The organism is Prauserella cavernicola (genome assembly GCF_016595675.1).
Taxonomy (GTDB): domain Bacteria; phylum Actinomycetota; class Actinomycetes; order Mycobacteriales; family Pseudonocardiaceae; genus Prauserella_A; species Prauserella_A cavernicola.
Genome location: NZ_JAENJH010000015.1, coordinates 63,223 through 82,723, shown reverse-complemented (window position 1 = coordinate 82,723; position 19,501 = coordinate 63,223). Strand labels below are relative to the sequence as shown.

The following is a 19,501-nucleotide window of genomic DNA, read 5'->3' as shown; positions in this document are numbered from 1 at the left end:
GTTTCGGTGGTTATAGCGGTGGGGTCACGCCCGGTCCCATTCCGAACCCGGAAGCTAAGCCCACCAGCGCCGATGGTACTGCACCCGAGGGGGTGTGGGAGAGTAGGACACCGCCGAACTTAACTTCGAAAAAAGACCCCAGAGGTCAGGTTGGTCGAGGAATTCCTCCCACCTCCTCTGGGGTCTTTTTTTTATGTCCACCCGTAGGCTGGAAATGTGAGCGCACCACGACTACTGGTCATCCAGCCCGATGAAACGGATCCGCTCGGCCCTCTCGGCGACTGGCTGAGCGAAGCCGGCGCCGAACTGGACGTCAGGCTGCCCCCACAGGACTCCCTGCCCGACGGGCTCGACGGCTATCAGGGGCTGGTGTGCCTCGGTGGCGCCATGAATGCCGAGGAGGATTCCCGGCATCCGTGGCTCGCCCAGGTCCGGCGACTGTTGAACCGCGCCGCGGTCGATTCTTTTCCAACCCTGGCCGTGTGCCTCGGTGCGCAGATGCTCGCGGTCGCCACCGGCGGGCGGGTGGAGCGCGGAAGTGACGGACCCGAGGTGGGGCCGAGCCTTGTCGCGAAGAAGGACGTGGCGTGGACGGATCCGCTGTTCGCGGACCTGCCGTTGATGCAGGACGTCTGGCAGTTCCACACCGACGTCATCGAACAGCTGCCCTCGGGCGCCGACCTCCTGGCGTCCGCGCCGCGTTATCCGCACCAGGCATTCCGGCTGAACCGGTGTGTCTACGGCATCCAGTTCCACATCGAGACGACCCCGGAGGTCGTGCGGAACTGGGCCGACGGAGCCCCCGAGACCGCCGCGTACGGCCGGGAACGAGACTTCGAGGACGACCGGCTCGCCGAGGTCCACGCCGACATCGCCGAGACCTGGCGGCCGTTCGCCCACCGCTTCGTCCGCCTGGCCGCCGGGGAACTCGAGCCCGCGTCGGACAAGCGTCGTACGCTGCCACTGGCCTGAGTCGATGCGGCTACGGTGAGGATCGATGGTAGAGAGCGTTCGGCCGCGAGCATCCGCGGCGAGGTTCGGCTTCACCGACGACCGGGCCGAGACGGATCTGCGAGCCGCGGGCTGGTGGAGCGACACCGGGCCGGTCAGCGGTAGCGAGCAGATCCTCACTGCGTTCTCCCGTGCGCCCGATCCCGACCTGGCTCTGCGCTCACTCGACCGACTCAGGGAAGTCGACGAGTCTCAGTGGCCCGAACTGGCCGAGGCTCTGCGGGACGACGCGAGGCTGCGCGGCAGGCTCGTCGGCGTGCTGGGCACGTCGACGGCCATCGCCGACTTCCTCGTCGGCTCGCCCTCGGACTGGCGACGCCTCAGCGCCAAGACGGTGACGCCCGTCGCCGAGTACACGCGGGCTCTGCGTGAGGCCGTTGCCCCGGAGGGCGAGGTGCTTACCGGGCTCGAGGCAGAGCAGGCGTTGCGCAAGGGCTACCGCGGACTGCTCCTGGAGATCGCCGCGGGCGACGTCGGGCACCTGATCGAGCGCGACCTGGAGCGTCCGTCCTTCACCGACATCACGAACGCGCTCACCGAGCTCGCCGACGCCGCGCTGCGGGCCGGGCTCGTCGTCGCCGACCAGGAGGTCTCCTCGGCTGACGAGGCGACGCTGGCCGTGATCGCCATGGGCAAGTGCGGTGGCCGCGAACTCAACTACGTCAGCGATGTCGACGTGGTCTTCGCGGGCGACGGCGATCTCCAGATCGCCACGCGCCTGGCGACCACGATGATGCGCGTGGTCGGCAAGGCCTGCTTCGAGGTCGACGCCGCGCTGCGCCCCGAGGGCAAGGCCGGCGCGTTGGTGAGAACGCTCGACGGGCACGAGGCCTACTACAAGAAGTGGGCTCGCACCTGGGAGTTCCAGGCGCTGCTCAAGGCTCGTCCCGCCGCGGGCGACGAGGAGCTGGGCCGTCGTTACGCCGAGCTGGTCGCTCCGATGGTGTGGGTGGCGGCCGAGCGCGAGAACTTCGTCGTCGACGTCCAGCAGATGCGCAGGCGGGTCGAGCGGCACGTGCCCTCCGAGATCGCCGAGCGCGAGCTCAAGCTCGGCGTGGGCGGCCTGCGCGACGTCGAGTTCGCGGTGCAGCTGCTTCAGCTGGTCCACGGGCGCGGCGACCCCGACCTCCGGTCCGCCACCACCGTCGAGGCGCTGGAAGCACTCGGCTCCGGTGGCTACGTCGGCAGGGCGGACGCGGCCGAGCTGCGCGAGTCGTACGAGTTCCTGCGGACGATGGAACACCGGCTTCAGCTGAGGGCTCTGCGCCGCACGCACCTCTTCCCCGAGTTCGACGACACCCCCCAGCTGCGCTGGCTCGCCCGTGCCAGCGCGGTCTCGCCGCGCCGGGACCGCTCCGAGAGCGCCATCCTGGTCGCCGAGTACCGGCGCCACGCGCAGCGGATCCGCACACTGCACGAGAAGCTCTTCTACCGGCCACTGCTCGACGCGGTGGCGCGCGTTCCCACCGCCGCGTTGCGGCTCACGACCTCGCAGGCCGAGAGCAGGCTCGCCGCGCTCGGCTACGCGGCACCGGACGGCGCGCTCCGCCACATCCAGGCGCTCACGTCCGGCATGTCCCGGCGGGCGGCCATCCAGCAGACACTGCTGCCCGTCGTGCTCGACCTGCTGGCCGACACCACCGACCCCGACGGCGGGCTGCTGGCGTACCGACGTGTGTCCGAGGCGCTGGCCGACACTCCCTGGTACCTGCGGGTGCTGCGTGACGAGGCAGCGGTGGTGGAGCACCTGGCGTTTCTGCTCGGCACGTCGCGGCTGGTGCCCGACCTGCTGGTGCGGGCACCCGAGGTGCTGCAGATGCTCGGCGAGCCGGAACGGCTGGCCGGGCGCACCCCGGCCGAGGTCGCGGTGTCGCTGCGGGCGGCGGCCCGCAGGCAGCCGGGTCTCAAGGCCTCCGTCGCCGCCGCCCGGTCGCTGCGGCGGCACGAGCTACTACGGGTGGCCTGCGCCGACCTGCTCGGTCTGCTCGACGTGCCCGCCGTGTGCGAGGCACTGTCGTCGGTGTGGGGAGCGGTGCTGCAGAGCGCGCTCGCCGCGGCGATCCGCCAGCGCGTCGCCGAGGTGGGCGCCGAGCCCGCGAAGATCGCCGTGATCGGCATGGGTCGGCTCGGCGGTCGCGAACTCAGCTACGGGTCGGACGCCGACGTGCTGTTCGTCTGTGAGAAGCAGGGCGAGGCAGGCGACACCGAGGCACTGAAGTTCGCGACGTCGGTCGCCGAGACCGTGCGCAAGATCCTCGGCGCACCCAGCCAGGACCCGGCCCTCGAGGTCGACGCCAACCTGCGCCCCGAAGGCCGCAGTGGGCCGCTCGTGCGCACGCTCGAGTCGTACCGCGCGTACTACGCACGCTGGGGCGCGGTGTGGGAGGCACAGGCGTTGCTGCGGGCCCGCTTCGTGGCGGGCGACGAGGACCTCGGCGCCCGGTTCATCGCCGTCATCGACCCGGTGCGCTACCCCGAGGGCGGGCTCGATGCCACGAAGATCCGCGAGGTGCGCCGAATCAAGGCACGGGTCGACACCGAGCGCATGCCGCGTGGCGCCGACCCGACCACGCACGCCAAGCTGGGCCGCGGCGGACTCGCCGACGTCGAGTGGACGGTGCAGCTGATGCAGCTGCGCTATGCCCACGAGCTCGAGGCCCTGCGCACGCCGTCCACGGCGGACGCCCTGCGCGCGCTCGCCGATGCCGGCCTCGCGGACGGCGATGACGTCGAGTCGCTGCTGGAGTCGTGGCTGCTGGCCAGCAAGGCCCGCAACGCGGCGACGCTCGTCCGCGGCAAGCCGATGGACCAGCTGCCCACGTCGGGCCGGGAACTGGCGGCCGTGGCCAGGGTGTTCGGTTATCCACCCGACGAGGACCCCGGCGAGTTCCTCGACTCGTACCGGCGGACGACGCGCAGGGCCCACGCCGTGGTGGACCGCCTGTTCTACGAGAGCTGATCAGTTGCTCACCTGGGCGGGACGCGACCGGGGCAGGAAATCTAGGGTGTGGCTGTGACTGAGCGCGAACCCTTCCGAGTCCAGATCAAGGTCCGGCAATACGAGCTCGACAGCCTGGGCCACGTCAACCACGCCGTGTACCACCAGTACGCCGAGGTGGCGCGCACCTCGCTCACCGAGGCGGCAGGCACGAACAACGGGGGACTGGACAAGCTCCGGCTCGCCACCGTGATGCTCGGGTCGCAGATCAGCTTCCGCAGCGAACTGCGCTACGGCGACGTCGTGGACGTGACCTGCGAGGTCAGCTTCGGCGAAGGCAAGACGTTCCGGATGGACTCCAACATCTACAAGGCCGACGGCACCCTGTCCGCCGAGCTCACCTGCACGCTCGGTCTCATGGACCTCGACCGGCGCAAGCTCGTCGCCGAACCACGTGCGCGCTTGGCGGAGGCCGGGGTGGACCTGGATATCTTGGGCGGCTGAGCCGCCGCACAAAAAAACGCCGACGGCGAGGGTGATGTCCACTCCTCGCCGCCGGCGTCAGATTGTGCCGCTAGCGACCGATCACACGTCGTAGTAGAGCGAGAACTCGTACGGGTGCGGGCGCAGGCGCAGCGGGTCGATCTCGTTCTCCCGCTTGTAGCTGATCCACGTGTCGATCACGTCGGGGGTGAACACGCCACCCTCGAGCAGGTAGTCGTGGTCGGCCTCGAGCGTGTCGAGCACGGAACCCAGGTCGCCGGGAACCAGCTTGACGTTCTTGGCCTCCTCGGGCGGCAGCTCGTAGAGGTCCTTGTCGATCGGCTCGGCCGGCTCGATCTTGTTCTTGATGCCGTCAAGGCCGGCCATCATCATCGCCGCGAACGCCAGGTAGGGGTTACCCGACGAGTCGGGGCAACGGAACTCGATGCGCTTGGCCTTCGGGTTGTTGCCCGTGATCGGGATACGCACGCAGGCCGAGCGGTTGCGCTGCGAGTACACCAGGCTGACCGGAGCCTCGAAGCCCGGCACGAGCCGGTGGTACGAGTTGACGGTCGGGTTGGTGAAGGCCAGCAGGCTCGGCGCGTGGGCCAGGATGCCGCCGATGTAGTGACGCGCCACGTCGGACAGGCCGGCGTAACCCGACTCGTCGTGGAACAACGGCTCGCCGTCCTTCCACAGCGACTGGTGGCAGTGCATGCCCGAGCCGTTGTCACCGAAGAGCGGCTTCGGCATGAAGGTGGCGGTCTTGCCCGCGGCGAACGCGGTGTTCTTCACGATGTACTTGAACAGCTGCAGGTCGTCCGCAGCGTGCAGCAGCGTGTTGAACTTGTAGTTGATCTCGGCCTGACCGGCGGTGCCGACCTCGTGGTGGGCACGCTCGATCTCGAAGCCCGAGGCGGCCAGGTTGTTCGAGATGTCATCGCGCAGGTCGGCGAAGTGGTCGACCGGCGGGACGGGGAAATAACCGCCCTTGAACCTGGTCTTGTAACCCAGGTTGCCGCCCTCTTCGTCGCGGCCGGTGTTCCACCAGCCCTCGACCGAGTCGATCTCGTGGAAGCTGCCGCGCTCGGACGAGTCGAAACGCACCGAGTCGAAGGTGTAGAACTCGGCCTCGGGGCCGAAGAACACCGTGTCGGCGACGCCGGACTCGGCGATGTACTGCTCCGCCTTGCGCGCGATGTTGCGGGGGTCGCGGCTGTAGGCCTCGCGCGTGAACGGGTCGTGCACGAAGAAGTTCAGCGACAGGGTCTTGGACTTCCGGAACGGGTCGATGCGAGCGGTCGCCGCGTCCGGCAGGAGCATCATGTCCGACTCGTGGATCGACTGGAATCCACGCACCGACGAGCCGTCGAAGGCGAGACCCTCTTCGAACGCGTCCGCGTCGAAAGCCTTGGCGGGGACGGTGAAGTGCTGCATGACGCCCGGCAGGTCACAGAACCTCACGTCGACAAATTGCACGTCCTCGTCAGCGATCAGACGCAGGACATCGTCTGGAGTAGTGGACACCCTCGGTGACTCCTTCATGTTCGAGCATGTTCGAGCTCGTGCGGCAGTACTCTCTTCGGCTAGACGCTAAGAGCGCGGTGTTGCCCGACCGTCACCCGTATGTTTCGCCAGTGTTAACGGGTCGTCCGATAGCGCCTATAGCGGATAGGGGACCAGGTTCCACGCAGGTCAGGCCAGCGACATACCCTGGTCGGGTGGCTAGATGGACCGGAGAGTGGCTTACGTCTCTCGCCGCTGCGGGCAGCACCGATCGGGAACCTCCTCGCTGGCCGGGTGAACACCTGGGCCTGCCGGAGGACGGCCCCGGAGCAGCGGCGGGCAATGGCCGCCGGTTCCTGGGCCTCGTCATCGACCTGCTCCTGGCGTCGCTGCTGACCGCCTTGTTCATTCGCCCCGACTACTCGAACGTCGACGCGATGCAGAGCTACAACCTGTGGTCGCTCGCCGTGTGGGGCGTGCTCACGGTGGTGCCTGCCGCGTTCTTCGGCTTCACCCCCGGCATGGCCGCGGTCGGCATCCGGATCGGACGACTCGACGGCGCCGTCATCCCCGGGCTCTGGCGCGCCGTGGTCCGCGGCGCCATGACCTTCCTGATCCTGCCCGCGGCCGTGCGCAACGCCGACAGCCGCGGCTGGCACGACCGGCTCACCGGCACCGTCGTCATCCGCCTGCGCTGAGCCTCGCACTCCTCTAACAGCAACGCGCCGCGGCGGGCGGGGCTCCCTTCGCCAGAAGCGAGGGCCTCCCTGCCCGCCGCGGCGCGGCGTCGGCGGGTGTCCGGAAAGGTCAGCGCCGGCGGATCGTCCGCTGCACGTTGCGCATCTTGGCGCCCTGGGGCATCGGGCCCTTCGGCAGCGCGGCGCCCCGGTTGCCCAGCGCCGCGAGCTTGGTCTCGAGCGCGTCGATTTCCTTCGGCTTGAGGTTGCGCGGCAGCTTCATCATGTAGTTCTGCAGCTTGCGCAGCGGGATCTGGCCCTCGTCGTGGCCGATCGTGACGTCGTAGATCGGCGTCTCACCGATGAGCCGGGCGATGCGCTTCTTCTCCTGCGAGAGCAGGTTCTTGACCCGGTGCGGCGCGCCCTCGGCGACCAGGATGACGCCGGGGCCACCGAGCACGCGGTGCACGGCGTCGAGCTGCGTCGTCGCCGCCACGGTCTGCGTCACGCGCCAGCGCCCGCGGAGGTTGTCCAGTGCCCACGCGCCGGCACCCGGCTGCCCGTCGGCCTTGGTGAACACCGTCTTCTGGACCCGTCGCCCGAAAATGATCACGGCGGCCAGCAGGCCGAGCATGATCCCGATCGGCAGCAGGATCCACTGGATACCGAGGAGCCAACCGATCCCGAACACGACACCCGCGACGACCAGGATGGACCCCAGCATCCACGGGATCAGGGCCTTGTCTTCCTTGCGCTGCATCTTGAACGCCTGGAAGATCTGGCCGCGACGTGCCTTGCTCGCCGCCCGCTTTTCCTTCTTGGCCTGCTTGGCAGCCTCTTTGTCCAGCTTCTCCGCCATAATGAACCAGGATACGGGCGGCCGGGTCGGCGTGGCTCTGTCGGTCCCCTCTGCGAGGATGCGGCAGTGGGAAGTGCGCTTGAGTCGAACCGTCGTCCGGACCTGCTCGAGGGGCTCGACCCGGAGCAGCGTGCCGCCGCCTGCGCCCCCAGAGGGCCCGTGTGCGTGCTCGCTGGAGCGGGCACCGGCAAGACCAGGACCATCACCCACCGCATCGCCTACCTCGTGCGTTCGGGGCACGTTTCCGCAGGACAGGTCCTCGCCGTCACCTTCACCGCACGGGCGGCGGGGGAGATGCGCGCGCGACTGCGGCAGCTCGGCGTCGAGGCCGCGCAGGCCCGCACGTTCCACGCCGCCGCGCTCCGTCAGCTCCGCTACTTCTGGCCCCGCGTCGTGGGCGACCGGCAGTGGGAGCTGATGGACGGCAACAAGCTGCGGCTCGTCGGGCAGGCGGCGAACCGGCTGGGCCTGCCCACCGAGCTGGAGGTACTGCGCGATCTCGCGGGCGAGATCGAGTGGGCGAAGGCCTCGCTCGTCAGCCCCGACGACTACCCAGCGGTGGTCGCCAAGCTGAACCGCGACATCCCCGAGCCGGCCGAGCGGCTCGTCGAGGTCTACCGCACCTACGAACAACTCAAGAACAACGCCCAGCTGCTCGACTTCGACGACCTGCTCCTGCACACCACGGCCGCGCTCGAGGAGCACAAGCCGGTGGCCGACGAGTTCCGCGACCGCTACCGGTGCTTCGTGGTCGACGAGTACCAGGACGTCACGCCCGCGCAGCAGCGGCTGCTGGACGCGTGGCTCGGCGCGCGTGACGACCTGACCGTCGTCGGCGACGCGAACCAGACGATCTACTCGTTCGGCGGCGCCTCACCCCGGCCGCTGCTCGACTTCACCCGCCGGTTCCCCGAGGCCACCGTCGTGCGGCTTGAGCGGGACTACCGCTCCACCCCACAGGTCGTGGCACTGGCCAACCGCGTGATCGGCGCGGCGAGGGGACGGCCTGCGGGATCGCGGCTGGACCTCGTCGGCCAGCGGGCCGACGGCCCGCCGCCGCGCTTCGCCGAGTACGACGACGAGATCGCCGAGGCCACCGCCGCCGCGGGACGCATCAGGGAGCTGCGGGACTCGGGCGTGCCCGCCAGCGAGATCGCCGTCCTCTACCGAGTCAACGCGCAGTCGGAGGCCTACGAGCAGGCGCTGTCCGAAGTGGGCATCCCCTACCTGGTGAGGGGCGGCGAACGTTTCTTCGCCAGGCGCGAGGTGCGCCAGGCGATGGCGGCGCTGCGCGCCGCCGCCGCAGGTGGACCGGAGGGCGACCTCGTCGACCTCGTTCGGCGGGTGCTCGCCGCCGTCGGTCTCACCGAGCAGCCACCGCCCGGTGGCGCCGCGAAGGAACGGTGGGACGCGCTGCTGGCGCTCGTGGAGCTCGCCGAGGAGCTGGCGGCCACCACCGAGGGCGCCGACCTGGCCCGGTACGTGGCAGACCTGGACCAGCGCGCGGCCGCCCAGCACCCGCCGACGGTCGAGGGCGTCACCCTGGCCTCGCTGCACGCGGCCAAGGGGCTCGAGTGGGACGCCGTGTTCCTGGTCGGGCTGGCCGAGGGCACGATGCCGATCCAGCACGCCGACGGCAACGACGACGACGTGGAAGAGGAGCGCAGGCTCTTCTACGTCGGGGTTACCCGCGCCAGGGAACACCTGTCGCTCACGTGGGCGCTGGCCCGCAACCCGGACGGCAGGCGCAATCGTCGGCGCAGCCGGTTCCTGTACGGACTGATCCCGGAGGACCACCCCGCCGCGCGCGTCGCCAAGTCGCAGCGGCAGACGGCGCTCAAGGCCCGCTGCCGGATCTGCGGGGGTCCGCTCATCGCCACGATGGAGATCAAGCTGGGCCGCTGCGGCAAGTGCCCGGCCGATGTGGACGAAGAACTGCTCGAACGACTCAAGGACTGGCGCGTCGAGCGTGCGCGCGAGCTCAAGGTGCCCGCGTTCGTGGTCTTCACCGACGCCACCCTCGTCGCGATCGCGGAACAGCGGCCGCTCGACGACAGCGCTCTGGTCTCGATCTCCGGGATCGGCGCGACGAAGCTCGACCGGTTCGGCGCGGAGGTCCTCGCCGTGGTCCGCGACTGCCACGCCAAGTAGCCGCGCGGGCACGACGAGCCAGCTATAAGCGCAGGTCAGGACTTTTTTCCGCCACTTGGGTGGAACTTCCTGAAAATCAGTTGCCCCGGCTGTGCCGCGAGCAATAACCTGCAGTCACTGGGTGGAGCATCCGTCATTTCCGGACGCCGTAGACGGCTTCCGGCGGACAGCGAGAGGAGGTGCCTGACTGATGAAGCTCATCGAGCAGATCGGCATCGCTGGCACCCCGCTGTCCTGGACCGAGGAAACCGCCATGACCGCGCGCCGGCGCCCCCGTGCGTCCTCGGCCGGTCAGCTACACGTCGAGTCGCTCGTGCGCGTTCGTGGAACGCGTGTCCGTGCTGACGACGCCGCTGACTACAACACCGGGGCCATGGACCCGGTGTTCCGTCCGGCCACCACTGCGCTGCCGATCCAGGACAAGCCCTGGGTTCCGTTGTGCTCTCGTGAGAGATGCCCTTGACCTGCCCGTCAAGGCACATGGCTCACGAAGGCCGCGGAACCGTACATCGGATCCGCGGCCTTCTTGCTGTTCAGGGCCTTTTGTGGCCGCCAGAGTAAAACCCTTACAACACAAAGGAGAACGGGAAATGCCATCGGCAACCGCCTTCGCGTCAGAGAGGGCGCTACCCGACGAGTTGTCCGGTACGACCGGCGTCGCAGAGCTACTCGACGCGGTGTCGACTCCGGACCTCGACCTGCCCTGCCAATCCGGGAACGCGGACCTCTGGTTCGGCGAGACCCCCGCTGAGCTCGAGCACGCCAAGGTGCTCTGCGGTGACTGCCCCGTCAGGTCGTCCTGCCTCGCAGGCGCGCTGGCGAGGCGCGAGCCCTGGGGTGTGTGGGGCGGCGAGATCTTCGAGCGAGGCGCCGTCGTGGCCCGCAAGCGGCCGCGTGGACGTCCCCGCAAGAACCCGGTGATGGAGCACGTCACCTCTGGACAGCGGAGCGCCGCATGACAACGCACGTCGATTACCCGCAGCCGGAGATCCACGAGTTGCTCGAACGACCGAGCAGCGCGTCCACGACTCACAAAGGAATGTTCCGAATGTTGCTTCAGGAAGAACTGGCCAGAGCCCGAATACGGGACGTGCAACGGGCTGTCGACGGCCAACGCGACGCGCGGCTCGCCAGAGCCGCGCGCCGCTGGGAGCGATTGGCCCGCTGGGCATCGAACAGATCTCGCCGGTACGCCCGGCCGTGACCACGGTGGGTGGGAGAGCAGCGGGAGGTCTGCTTTCCCACCCACCCGGTCGTAGTCGTTGGTGTTCAATGGATCGGTGTCCGCACATACCCACGACGACGTGGACTGGGCCTCCCGGCTCTCGTCGATGCGCAGGCTCGACGCGCTCGAACGCGAGTCGCTGGCCTCGGTCGCCACGAGACTGACCAACGACCTGCCCGCAGACGCGACCGTCGTCGACGTCGGCTCCGGCTCCGGTGGCATGAGCGCGGCGCTCGCCGCGGCGCTGCGCGAGCGGGGCGGCGGCACACTCGTGCTCGTCGACGCCGTGGACGAGTTGCTCGCGGCCGCGCTGGAAGCCGCGCGCGATGCCGGTGGGTCCACTGTGGCGGTCGAGACCGTGGTCGCCGACCTCGGCACCGCCATGTTGCACGACCTCGTCGATGGCGCGGACCTGATCTGGGGCTCCGCCGTCGTTCATCACCTCCCCGACCAACAACTCGCGATCACCCGGCTCGCCGACGCGCTGCACCCGGGCGGATTGCTGGCCATCGCCGAGGGCGGGCTCGAAGCCCGTTGCCTGCCCTGGGACCTGGGAATCGGCGAGCCCGGTCTCGAAGGGCGCCTGGCGGCCGCGCGTGAGGACTGGTTCCGGCAGTTGCGGGCCACGATGCCGGACTCGGTCCGGATGCCGTACGGGTGGGGCACCGCGCTGCGCCAGGCCGGGCTCACCGACATCGGTGCCTTCAGCTATCTGCTCGACCACCCCGCGCCCACGACGCAGGCGGTCGTTGACTTCACCGTCGAGCGCACGACCTGGCTCTCCGAGATCGTGGAGGACCGGCTCGGCGATGGCGACCGGGCCGCGCTGCGGCGGCTGCTCGACCCGGCCGGACCCGACTATCTCGGTTCACGTGACGATCTCTACCTCCTCAACGTCCGCACGGTCCACTGTGGATGGCACCGGTGACCGGGGAGACCGAGGTGGTGTGCTCGGTGTGCGCCGCGCGTCGTGCTGACGGTGACGCGGTGGCGGCCCTGGCGTGGGTCCGCGAGGTCGAGGACCGGCGAGCTCGCTGGCTGTGCCCCCGCTGCGCCCGGGAGCACGTGCGCGACATCGAGGCGAAGCTGCCCGCCGAGTACTGGTGAGGCTCATGCGGCCACAACCGGCATCGCGCACTGGACAAGGGGCCTGCTGCGCTTCGCGGCCGTCCGGAAGGCGCTCGCGAGCTCGGTGATGACAGCGTCGCCCTCGGCGCGCAGCCGCCGCGCGGAGGTGCGCAGCAGCACCACGCCCGCGGCGGTGAGCGCGAGGTGGCCCAGATGCCGTTCGGCGTCGGTACCGGGCGGCTGGGTGAACTGCCAGCCCATTCCGATCTCGTCCCACCACGCGTCCACCGTGCCGATGGGCCGGCCGCGCTGGTCGCACACCGCGACGTTCCAGCGTGGCGGCGGGAGCGGTGAGCGCCGCGTGAGCTGCCGCGCGAGGCCGTGGAGGTAGGTGCTGCTGCCCGTACGGCCGAGTCGGCGCAGCTCGGCCCGCACCGCCGACGAACCGCGCTGGCTGCCCGCCTCCAGTTCCGAATGCAGCTCGTCGACCGTGCACAGGCCGTAGTAGAGCGGCAGGGAGAGCAGGTCGTGCAGCTGTTCGGGGTCGTTCTCCCTGCGGGCGGCGTCCAGTGCCGCCCTGGCAGGCGGGGCGAACGGGAGAACGCCGGACAGCGTCGGATCAGGAGGCCGGGCGGTGCGTTCCAGCAGGATGAAGTCCGGCGGCAGGATCCGTCGATGTGACGGGACCAGGACATGCACCGTGCGCGGAAGCGGCAGCTCCAGCCCGTGCGCGGCGAGCGCGTCGATTCCCGTGACGACGCCGTCGTGGCCGAGATACGTCGTGGCCGCGCGCAGGATCTGTCTTCGGGTCGGCTCACCCGGCGCCAGCATGACGATGCCGGGCATGAGTCGCCGCCACGGTCCGCCAGGGCGGCAGCGTTTGAGGATGGACCGTTCGGACATACCGCTGGCCCGGAGCTCGGCGATGGTCGTGACGTTGTCGGTGGTGCTGGGCACCGGGCGCGTGATGCAGCTCGCTGTGGTCATGACCCGAGCGTGCCGCCCCGCGCATCCGTCCGGGAGTCATCGCCGGAAATGTGGATGACTTCGCGCCGCCAACGGTTCGTTCCCGCCGATTCGCGCCCACCTGTGGACAACTCGGCCGGATCGGCGGCTCAGTCCGCGAAGCCCGGCTGCCAGCGTTCGACAATGGAGCGCAGGGCCAGTTCGGCGTCGAGCTGGCACAGGATGCCGATGGCTCCCGCGGTGACCCGGTGGATCAGCAACCAGTGCGGCGGCAGGTTCAGCGATCGGCCGGTGCGGAAGTCCTGGCTGCGCAGGTCTCCCATTCGCAGGGCCTGCTTCTGTGCCCATCGGCGCGTGAAGTGGAACCGCTCCTCCGTGAGCGGAGCGACGAGAGGAAGGAGGTACGAGTAGACGTCGTCGGCGTCGACCTCGGCGCCGGGGCGGACGAAGCCCTCGGCTCGCAGGACGTCGAGCAGCTCAGCGGATCGACCCTCGAGCGCGTGGCGCATCATCAGTCCCAGGGCGGGCGGCGCGCCCTCCGGCAGATGCGCGACGGCACCGAAGTCGATGACGCAGATCCTGCCGTCGTCGAGCAGCATGAAGTTGCCGGGGTGCGGGTCCGAGTGCAGCAGCTTCGCACGGGCGGGCGAGGAGTAGTGGAACTCGGCGAGCAGCCTGCCCGCCTCGTTGCGCTGGTTCTCGGTACCGGCACGGATGATCTCGGCGAACGGCGTGCCGGTGACCCATTCGGTGACCACGACCTTCGGCGCGCTCGCGACGACCCTCGGGACGAACACCTGGTCGTCGCCGGCGAAGGCCTTGGCGAACCCACGCTGATTGTCGGCCTCGGTGCGGTAGTCGAGCTCCTCGTCCATGCGGGTGGCGAGCTCGGCCAGTAGCGGCTTGACCTCGGTGCCGGGCACGAGCGCCTGGAACATGCGGCTGAACCGCTGGAGCTGGCGCAGGTCGCTGCGCAGGGCCTGGTCGGCGCCGGGGTACTGGACCTTGACGGCGACCTCGCGGCCGTCGTGCCACACCGCGCGGTGTACCTGGCCGATGCTGGCCGCTGCCGTCGGCTCGTCGTCGAAGGAACTGAACCGCTGCGACCACGAGCGGCCGAGCTGCTCGGCGAGCACTCGGTGGGTCTGCTTCGTGGGCATCGGCGGGGCGGCGGCCTGGAGCTTGGTGAGCGCGTCCCGGTACGGCGCGGCGAGCTCGTCGGGCACCGCGGCCTCGAAGACGCTCAGCGCCTGGCCGAACTTCATGGCGCCGCCCTTGAGGCTGCCGAGCACCTCGAAGAGCTGTTCCGCCGCCTTCGCGGAGAGCACCGCGTTGACCTCGTCGGCGCTCTGCCCGGTGAGTTTGCGGCCCCATCCACCGACGGCGCGGCCGGCGATGCCCAGCGGCAGGCTCGCCAGCTTCGCCGTCCGCGCAGCCGTCCTGCGCGGCATCGCCGCATCGGCCCTGTCGTCGGAGGAGTCGCGGAATTCCGTCACAGGCACGATTCTGCCTTGCCGATCACCGGTCCCGCAGCCGTTGGAGCGCTACTTCGAGGCTATGTATCGGATCGCACCTTGCTGGCGCCACATGGGCACTCAGGATGGGGCAGCCAGTCGCGGTGAGTGACATCGCCCGCGTAGGAGTCGACCTCCACCGTCGCGTTCCAGGTCGGTGGGGGAGTGTCCTCGGGCGTCAGCACGCGCAGGACCTGGCCCGCGGCCACGGCCGCGGTGGCGAAGACGTTGCCCAGTTCGGCGCGCTGGTACCGGCCGGCGAGCTGGCTGGCCACCCGGGGCCAGCACGCGTCCATCGCGGTGCGGCGCAGGTCGGCGCAGCGCAGGCAGCTGCTGCGGCCGGGCAGCACGAGTGGGCCGACGATGCCGATGCCGTCGCGGACCCGGACCGGCAGGTGCGGCAGGCCCTCCGCGAGCAGGTCGGTGACGACTTCTGGCGCGGGGACCACCGCGTCGGTCAGCACCACGAGGTCTGGTCGACGGTTGCCCCGGAGCTTGCCGGTCTTCGTCGCGGGGTTCGCTCTTCGTACCGCCTCGGTGAGCGCGTGTCTGCGCGGGAGGCCGACATCGCCGTCGATGAAGCCGGAGCCGAGATCCTCGGGCCCCACCCTGCCTCCTGCCTCGGAGTCGAGGTGACCGACGCCCGCCGAGGCCAGCAGCGTGCTGAGCGCCGCCGCCAGGCGGCCTCCTCCGTGGACGAGCACCGTGCTCTGCGCCCGCTGCTCGGCGGTGGCCCTGCGGTGCCTGCCCAGTCCGAGCGACCACAGCTCGGGCTCGTCGGTGCGGGTGTGCGGATGAGCCGGTGGTTCGGCCTCCTCGATGAGCCCGCGCTCCGCGAGCCCGGTCAACAGTTCGCGGAGGCGCTCGACGTGTTCGCTCTGGGCGAGCGAGAGCAGAGACGTGGTGCTCTTACTGCCGTCGAGGCCGCGCAGGATGTCCATCAGGATCGGCGGGAGATCGGTCGCGACGACCGCGTGCCGTGGGTCGAGGCCGATCTGGATCTCGTTGGTGCGCCGTTCCAGCACGTCGAGACCTGGCACCAGGCGGGGCCGCCGCGGCAGGTCCATGTTGCGTAGCGAATTCGTCATGTCGCACAGCGTGACAAGAGATCGTCTCTCACTCACCCGCTACACCCAGGGTTATCCACAGGCGGACGCGAATGTGGACAACTCGGGGTTGTGACCTTGCAGCCATCCTCGTTGTCGGTATCTGCCCTTACGGTGGACGGGTGGCCGATGCACGGGTTCCCTCGTTGAGGAATCGGGACAAGGACAAGCGTCAACCTGCAGTCCCCGAACAGAAGATCGAGGTGCGGCGGAGCGCGCGACGCCGTCGGACTGTGACCGCCTACCGAGACGGCGACACACTCGTGGTGCTCATTCCCGCCAAGATGAGCCAGGCAGAGGAAGAGCACTGGGTCGCCGAGATGCAGCGCAAGCTGCAGCGCACCGAGAGCAGGCGGGCCTCGCCCGCACGCGCGTCGGACGAGGCGCTGCTGCTGCGGTGCGCTGAACTGTCCCGCCGGTACCTGGACGACACGACCAAACCGGCCAGCGTCCGCTGGGTGCCGCCGATGCGCACCCGCTGGGCGTCGTGCACACCGGTCGACCGAACCATCCGTGTGAGCGAGCGACTGCGCGACGTCCCGCCGTGGGTACTGGACTACGTCCTGGTCCACGAGCTCGCGCACCTGCGCGTCGCCCAGCACAACGCGAAGTTCTGGGCACTCGTCCAGCGCTACCCGAAGACCGAACGGGCCATCGGGTACCTGGAAGGCCTCTCCTCCGCGGCCGGCCTCGGCATCACCGGGCTGGACGCGGAGGACTGACCGATCCTCAGCCCTTCGTGCCGGACTCGCCCTGGTCGTCGCCCTTGTCGCCCTCGGAGCTGCCGGAATCCTCGCCGGGCTCCTCGGACTTGGCCTGCTCCTCGGCCTTGCGGGTCCGCTCGAGCTCGGCGATCGGGTCCATGTCGTCCGTGGCGTCTCCGGCGCGGCCGAGCCGCTCGGCGAAGTCCATGGGGTCGTCCAGATCCTCGGCCCTCGGCATCAGGTCCGGGTGCGACCACAAGTGATCCCGCTTGTCGATGCCGTGCTGGTCGCCGACCAGCTTCCACAGCGCCGACGCAGCGCGCATCCGGCGCGGCCGCAGCTCGAGCCCGACCAGCGTGGCGAAGGTCTGTTCCGCGGGGCCGCCGGTGGCGCGCCTGCGCCGCAGCGTCTCCCGTAGCGCGTCCGCGCCGGGCAGCCGGTCGCCGACGGCCTCCGCCACGACGACGTCGACCCAGCCCTCGACCAGGGCCAGCATCGTCTCGAGACGGTTGAGGGCCACCTGCTGTTCCGGGGTCGTCTGGGGCTCCAGCAGTCCGGAGGACATGGCCTGCTCGATGCTCGCCGGGTTGCTCGGATCGACCTGGCCCGCGAGCTGCTCGAGCGCGGAGGTGTCGACGGTGATGCCGTGCGCGAACTCCTCGACGGTCGCCAGCAGGCGCTGCCTCAGCCACGGCACGTGCGCGAAGAGCCGCTGGTGGGCGGCCTCCCTGGCGGCGAGGAACACCATGACCTCGCTGCCGGGGCGCTCGAGGCCCTCGGTGAACTTCTCGATGTTCGCCGGGAGCAGTGCCGAGGTGGTGGCCGGGCCCAACGGGAGGCCGACCTCGGTGGACGTCAGCACCTCGGAGGCCAGCTCGGCCATCGCGTTGCCCAGCTGCGAGCCGAACGCCATGCCACCCATCTGGCCGACCATCGACAGCAGCGGTCCCGCGGCCTGCTTGGCCTCCTCCGGCAGCGCCTGCATCCACGCTCCGGACACCTGCTTCGCCACCGGGTCGCACAGTCGCTGCCACGTGGGCAGGGTTTTCTCCACCCAGTCCTTCGCGGTCCACGCGACGGTCGTGGTCGCCCCCGCGGGCAGGATGGTCGCCTCGTCGAGCCACAGCTCCGCGAGGTGCGCGGCGTCCCTGACGGCGGTGTCACCGGACTGGTCGCCGGTGCCGAACCCGAGGGAGGACCCGCCGGTGCCGGCGAGCCGTTGCAGGGCGATCTGCTTCGCCAGGTCGTAGTTCACGGGGCCCGACGAGGTGCCCGCCTGGCTCAACATCTGGCCGAGCTGGCTGAGCATCTGCCCCAGCTGCTGGAAGGCGTCGCCGCCCGATCCGGGCGGCTGCTGGCCGCCGGAGTCCGACGGCTCGTTCTCACGGCCTTTGTCGGGATCGGGAAGGCCGAACCCGAACGGTGGGTTGCTCATACGTCCACCGTACGCGGAGAAGACGCGTCGCGACCTGCCAGCTAGGTGGACCTTCGCCCTGAGCTGACATCCGTCACCGTACGCTGTCCGTCGTGAGCGAGCCCCGCGACAACACGTCCTCGACAGCAGCCGTGCGAGCGGACGCCAACCCCGAGGCGAGCAGCGGCGAGCACACCCCGCCGAAATCGCGAAAGCGCCTGACCCGACGTGGTTGGACGCTGGTTTTCAGCGGTGTGCTCGTGCTGGTGTTCGTCCTGCTCGGGGCGTTCGTTCGAGTGCCCTACGTCGCGCTGGGCCCCGGGCCGACCTACGACACGCTCGGTGAGGTCGGCGGCGAGGAGGTCGTGTCGATCAGCGGTCAGCGCACCTACCCGACCGATGGCGAGCTGCGCATGACCACGGTCTCGCTGAACGACGAGGTGACCCTCTTCGGGGCGCTGGGCCTGTGGATCAGCGGGCGCTACGCCGTCGCGCCGCGGGAGGACTACTTCCGTCCCGGCGAGAGCGACGAGGAAGTGCGCAAGCAGAACGTCCAGCAGTTCCAGGACTCGCAGAGCAACGCCGAGGTCGCCGCGCTGCGCAGGCTCGGCTACCCGGTGAAGGTCATCGTGCAGCAGGTCGTGTCGGGCAGCCCCGCCGACAAGGTGCTCGAGCCCGGTGACCAGATCGTCCAGGTCGACGGCACGCGCGTCGCCAACGAGGACGAGGTGCTCTCGGCGCTCTCCGACACCAAGCCGGGGCAGACCGTGTCGCTGACCTTCAAGCACGAGGGCCAGCCCGAGCGCACCGAGTCGGTCACGCTCGCCAAGCACCCGGACGGCGAGCCGCAGGGCTTCGTCGGGATGCAGCCGATCGACAGGGCCGACGTGCCGTTCGACGTCGACATCTCGCTCGAGGACGTGGGCGGACCGTCGGCGGGGCTGATGTTCGCGCTGGCGATCGTCGACCGGCTGACCCCGGAGAACCTGGTGTCCGGCGAGCACGTCGCCGGCACCGGCGAGATCGACGAGAAGGGCCGGGTCGGCGCCATCGGCGGCATCTCGTTCAAGCTCGTCGCCGCGAAGGAGGCGGGGGCCACGGCGTTCCTCGTCCCTGAGAAGAACTGTGCCGAAGCGTCGGCCGCGGCCCCCGACGGACTCAAGCTCCTGAAGGTCGGCGACCTCGACGACGCCGTCACCTCGCTGGAGCGCCTGCGCGCGGGGGAGTCGACGCCGTCGTGCTGAGCCCGGCCGTGGACCGGCGGGCGAGGGTGGTTCCCCGCCCGGCCCGGTACTACGGCAGCAGGGTGGCGCGCAGTGCGTCGACGAGGTTCGGGGCCAGTTCGGGGTGCTCGACGATCTCCTCGGCGGTCCCGTCGGCGGGGTCCTCCGCGTGCACGCCGCGCAGGCGCAGCACGCAGGCGGCGGAGCCGTCGCGCACGACCAGCGCCACGAGCCGGGCCTCGGTGCGGCGCGGGTGGTCGGCCGCGGCCTGGCGGAGTCGGTCCACGTCGTGGGCACCGGCGCCGTCCTCGACCTCGGGCAGCTCCGACTCGGCGTCCGGCGGGAGCACGATGATCTCCTGCGCCAGTGCACAGCCGTGTACGGCGTCGGGCCAGGCGATCGTCGCGAGAGCCTCGGCCAGGTCGCCCTCGGGCAGTGACTCCTGGGCCACGGGGGTGAGCTCGCTGCTCGCGTCCAGCTGGCCTGCGAGTTCCGGCTGCTGGCGCAGCAGCTCCGAGGTCGGCACCAGCGCGAAGAGCTGCGGTTGCTGCTCCCACCCCGCGGCCGCGACGAACTCCTCGACTTCCCTGGCGAGGGCAGCGACGTTCACGGGGGCCGCCTCGTTTCCGGTCTCGGTCATGGACACCATCGTGGCA

18 protein-coding genes and 1 rRNA gene are annotated in these 19,501 nt (G+C 70.1%); 12 read left to right on the top strand and 7 right to left on the bottom strand.

The features are described 5' to 3' along the window. The first annotated feature begins 2 nt into the window (after positions 1-2). The 4 genes from rrf to JHE00_RS33520 all read left to right on the top strand — a co-directional run bounded on the left by rrf (position 3) and on the right by JHE00_RS33520 (position 4,453). Positions 3-119: ribosomal RNA gene (rrf, locus tag JHE00_RS33535) — 5S ribosomal RNA — on the top strand. Positions 120-216: 97 nt separating this feature from the next. Next, positions 217-972: a type 1 glutamine amidotransferase gene (locus JHE00_RS33530; protein ID WP_200326076.1), complete on the top strand. Its 756-nt coding sequence runs from the start codon at positions 217-219 to the stop codon at positions 970-972. Positions 973-997: 25 nt separating this feature from the next. Next, a complete protein-coding gene (locus JHE00_RS33525; protein ID WP_200326074.1) occupies positions 998-3,970 on the top strand; it encodes a bifunctional [glutamine synthetase] adenylyltransferase/[glutamine synthetase]-adenylyl-L-tyrosine phosphorylase in 2,973 nt (990 codons plus the stop codon). 54 nt (positions 3,971-4,024) lie between these two features. Next, on the top strand, positions 4,025-4,453 hold the full coding sequence (locus tag JHE00_RS33520; RefSeq protein ID WP_200326072.1) for an acyl-CoA thioesterase: 429 nt from the start codon (positions 4,025-4,027) through the stop codon (positions 4,451-4,453). 81 nt (positions 4,454-4,534) lie between these two features. Here the strand turns inward: JHE00_RS33520 and glnA are convergent, their stop codons facing one another. Next, positions 4,535-5,959 (bottom strand): type I glutamate--ammonia ligase, encoded by a 1,425-nt coding sequence (gene glnA, locus JHE00_RS33515; protein ID WP_200326070.1) that lies wholly within the window; start codon positions 5,957-5,959, stop codon positions 4,535-4,537. 194 nt (positions 5,960-6,153) lie between these two features. On the opposite strand from glnA, the gene JHE00_RS33510 reads away from it, so the two are divergent. Then, positions 6,154-6,636, top strand: a complete 483-nt coding sequence (locus tag JHE00_RS33510) for an RDD family protein (protein WP_200326068.1) — start codon at positions 6,154-6,156, stop codon at positions 6,634-6,636. A gap of 109 nt (positions 6,637-6,745) precedes the next feature. Here the strand turns inward: JHE00_RS33510 and JHE00_RS33505 are convergent, their stop codons facing one another. Continuing rightward, positions 6,746-7,474 (bottom strand): DUF4191 domain-containing protein, encoded by a 729-nt coding sequence (locus JHE00_RS33505; protein ID WP_200326066.1) that lies wholly within the window; start codon positions 7,472-7,474, stop codon positions 6,746-6,748. A 66-nt stretch (positions 7,475-7,540) separates the two neighbouring features. On the opposite strand from JHE00_RS33505, the gene JHE00_RS33500 reads away from it, so the two are divergent. From JHE00_RS33500 to JHE00_RS33480, 5 genes are all read left to right on the top strand, one after another. Further along, positions 7,541-9,625 (top strand): ATP-dependent DNA helicase UvrD2, encoded by a 2,085-nt coding sequence (locus JHE00_RS33500; RefSeq protein ID WP_200326064.1) that lies wholly within the window; start codon positions 7,541-7,543, stop codon positions 9,623-9,625. 190 nt (positions 9,626-9,815) lie between these two features. Beyond that, positions 9,816-10,088 (top strand): hypothetical protein, encoded by a 273-nt coding sequence (locus JHE00_RS33495; protein ID WP_200326062.1) that lies wholly within the window; start codon positions 9,816-9,818, stop codon positions 10,086-10,088. A gap of 127 nt (positions 10,089-10,215) precedes the next feature. Next, on the top strand, positions 10,216-10,584 hold the full coding sequence (locus tag JHE00_RS33490) for a WhiB family transcriptional regulator (RefSeq protein WP_200326061.1): 369 nt from the start codon (positions 10,216-10,218) through the stop codon (positions 10,582-10,584). Positions 10,585-10,905: 321 nt separating this feature from the next. Then, the gene (locus tag JHE00_RS33485) at positions 10,906-11,778 is read left to right on the top strand and encodes a class I SAM-dependent methyltransferase (protein WP_200326060.1); all 873 of its coding nucleotides are present in this window, start codon (positions 10,906-10,908) and stop codon (positions 11,776-11,778) included. Next, positions 11,775-11,957: a hypothetical protein gene (locus tag JHE00_RS33480; RefSeq protein ID WP_230425461.1), complete on the top strand. Its 183-nt coding sequence runs from the start codon at positions 11,775-11,777 to the stop codon at positions 11,955-11,957. Before JHE00_RS33485 ends, JHE00_RS33480 begins: the two co-directional genes overlap by 4 nt. 3 nt (positions 11,958-11,960) lie before the next feature. On the opposite strand, the gene JHE00_RS33475 is transcribed toward JHE00_RS33480, so the two are convergent. The 3 genes from JHE00_RS33475 to JHE00_RS33465 form a co-directional block, all read right to left on the bottom strand. Next, positions 11,961-12,905, bottom strand: a complete 945-nt coding sequence (locus JHE00_RS33475; protein ID WP_200326058.1) for a hypothetical protein — start codon at positions 12,903-12,905, stop codon at positions 11,961-11,963. 128 nt (positions 12,906-13,033) lie between these two features. Continuing rightward, positions 13,034-14,335 (bottom strand): ABC1 kinase family protein, encoded by a 1,302-nt coding sequence (locus JHE00_RS33470; RefSeq protein ID WP_230425479.1) that lies wholly within the window; start codon positions 14,333-14,335, stop codon positions 13,034-13,036. A gap of 104 nt (positions 14,336-14,439) precedes the next feature. Further along, entirely contained in the window at positions 14,440-15,486 is a 1,047-nt protein-coding gene (locus JHE00_RS33465) for a TOMM precursor leader peptide-binding protein (protein ID WP_200326056.1), read from the bottom strand. A 215-nt stretch (positions 15,487-15,701) separates the two neighbouring features. Here JHE00_RS33465 and JHE00_RS33460 point away from each other — a divergent pair, with 215 nt between their 5' ends. Further along, positions 15,702-16,226: a M48 metallopeptidase family protein gene (locus JHE00_RS33460; protein ID WP_307832220.1), complete on the top strand. Its 525-nt coding sequence runs from the start codon at positions 15,702-15,704 to the stop codon at positions 16,224-16,226. 7 nt (positions 16,227-16,233) lie between these two features. Here the strand turns inward: JHE00_RS33460 and JHE00_RS33455 are convergent, their stop codons facing one another. Continuing rightward, on the bottom strand, positions 16,234-17,643 hold the full coding sequence (locus JHE00_RS33455; protein ID WP_200326054.1) for a zinc-dependent metalloprotease: 1,410 nt from the start codon (positions 17,641-17,643) through the stop codon (positions 16,234-16,236). 218 nt (positions 17,644-17,861) lie between these two features. Between JHE00_RS33455 and JHE00_RS33450 the strand changes: the two genes are divergently transcribed. Then, on the top strand, positions 17,862-18,866 hold the full coding sequence (locus JHE00_RS33450) for a YlbL family protein (protein ID WP_200326086.1): 1,005 nt from the start codon (positions 17,862-17,864) through the stop codon (positions 18,864-18,866). 49 nt (positions 18,867-18,915) lie between these two features. Here JHE00_RS33450 and JHE00_RS33445 read toward each other — a convergent pair whose 3' ends face one another. Next, positions 18,916-19,485, bottom strand: coding sequence for a PPA1309 family protein (locus tag JHE00_RS33445; RefSeq protein ID WP_200326053.1), 570 nt, complete (start codon positions 19,483-19,485; stop codon positions 18,916-18,918). Between the last annotated feature and the right edge of the window lie 16 nt (positions 19,486-19,501).